2 protein-coding genes are annotated in these 1,634 nt (G+C 68.1%); one reads left to right on the top strand and one right to left on the bottom strand.

The genetic code is table 11. From position 1 onward, the window contains the following. Positions 1-221: 221 nt before the first annotated feature. Entirely contained in the window at positions 222-1,046 is an 825-nt protein-coding gene (locus JHC57_RS22435) for a hypothetical protein (RefSeq protein WP_294032767.1), read from the top strand. On the opposite strand, the gene JHC57_RS22430 is transcribed toward JHC57_RS22435, so the two are convergent. Beyond that, positions 1,043-1,447, bottom strand: a complete 405-nt coding sequence (locus tag JHC57_RS22430) for a hypothetical protein (protein WP_294032768.1) — start codon at positions 1,445-1,447, stop codon at positions 1,043-1,045. The two genes, JHC57_RS22435 and JHC57_RS22430, sit on opposite strands and share 4 nt — an antisense overlap. Positions 1,448-1,634 lie beyond the last annotated feature (187 nt).

Here is a 1,634-nt window from a genome sequence, read left to right as displayed (position 1 = left end):
TCGAAAGCCTGATCCAGCGCGGCAGCGAGGACGGCAGCGGCGTCGTGATCGTGCTGGTAACGCACGAGGGGCCCGCCAGCGCGATCCACGCCGCGCTCGCCATCCTCGGCGCGTCGGACCATGTCGTCGGCGCGCCGATGCACATGCCGATCCTCGCGCTTTAGCCGCTTGAAATAGCGCGCGCCGCTGTTACCCCGGTGACGGGGAACAGGGGGCGGATCATGGATATCGAAATCAGGCGCGGGCTGACCGAGGCGCGGCTGCTGGCGGCCGAGCACTGGCAGCCGCTGCTCGCCTATGTCGTGCTGGGGGTACTCGTCCCCTTCCTGCTGCTGTCGAGCGAGCCGATCTTCAACCTGCGCGCGATCATGGCGATCATCGCCGATCCCTTCACCTACCGGGTCAGCGGATCGATCACCGGCCCGCTCTATCTGCTCGGCATCGTCGGGGTCCTCGCCAGCGGCGCGCTGCTCGCGGGATGGAACGCGCTGCTCGCCGAGATGCGCGAGGGCTATATTTCGGAGATCATGTACGGGATGGTCGCCGGCACGGCCTATCTGGTCGTCAACCTCATCTTCTATTTCTGCGCGGGCCTGGCCCTGTCGCTCCCGATCCTGCTGCTCGGCGAGTTCGCGGAAACCGCGCGCTTCGGCACGGCCCTCGCGATCGTCCGCCACATCGCCTCGGCGCTCGCCAGCGCCTGGATCAGCGCGCGCTTCTGCCTCGTCGGTCCGGTGATGGCGGCGGGCGGCAAGCTCGAGCCCGTCTCGGCCTTCGTCGAATCGTGGCGGCGGACGCGCATGTCGTGGCGGCGACTGTTCGCGCTGTATCTGGCGATCTATGTCCTCACCGCGCTGCTGACGCTCGCGCTTCTCGCGCCGCATATCTTCATCGTCTTCAACAGTCCGCAGGGCGGCCTCGCCGACATGGCGATGAGCGGCGGCTGGATCATCTTCTGGGCCGCCTATTTCCTGATGACCCTGCTGATCCCCGCCGGCCTCTATCGCGCATCCGGGCGCGGCACGCCCGCCGAGGTCTTCGCCTAGGGCTCGGGCTCTTCCTCGGGCGGCGCCGGGGTGCCGGTTTCGGGGTCGGTCGCGCGCTTCACCGCTTCGAACTGCGCATTATATTCGGGGCCGCGTTTCATCCGGCCGCCGATCGAGATCCAGTTATAGGGCAGTTTGTCGAGGCTCATCGCCTTCGCCTCGGCGCGCGGCAGCTTCGGCGGCGCCTCGCGCCCCTCGTTCGCGATCGCGCGCAACTCGGGCGACAGGCGATGCAGTTCGGTATCGGACGCGCACACGTTGATCGACCCGTCGTCGGCGGGTTTGCAGCGTTTGATCGGGTCGACCATTTCCTTCGCCCTGCGCGCCGCCTCATCGGCGTCGGGCTTCGGCGGCGGGGGTGCGGGCGGGCCCTGCGTCTGGGCGGTCGCCGGGGGCGCCATCGTCACGGCAATGACACAGCCCGCGGCGAAAGCGGCGGCGAATCGGGCGAAGTGTCCTCGACAAGTGGCGCGGGCGACCATATGGCGCCCACCATGCCGACACGGCGGAACAAGTAAAGACGGAGAGTGGCCGACATGACGAATAGCAGCAACCTCGACCGGGTGCTCGTGCTCGAAATGGTGCGCG

Origin of the sequence: Sphingopyxis sp., from assembly GCF_016463645.1 — a bacterium.
Taxonomy (GTDB): Bacteria; Pseudomonadota; Alphaproteobacteria; order Sphingomonadales; family Sphingomonadaceae; genus Sphingopyxis.
The sequence above is the reverse complement of the archived record's forward strand: the minus strand, read 5'-3'. Positions and strand labels throughout refer to the sequence as shown.

Excerpts from the sequence above, each read along its gene's own strand:
- JHC57_RS22435 (WP_294032767.1), top strand. The coding sequence starts at position 222 with ATGGATATCGAAATCAGGCGCGGGCTGACCGAGGCGCGGCTGCTGGCG.
- JHC57_RS22430 (WP_294032768.1), bottom strand. The coding sequence starts at position 1,447 with ATGGCGCCCCCGGCGACCGCCCAGACGCAGGGCCCGCCCGCACCCCCG.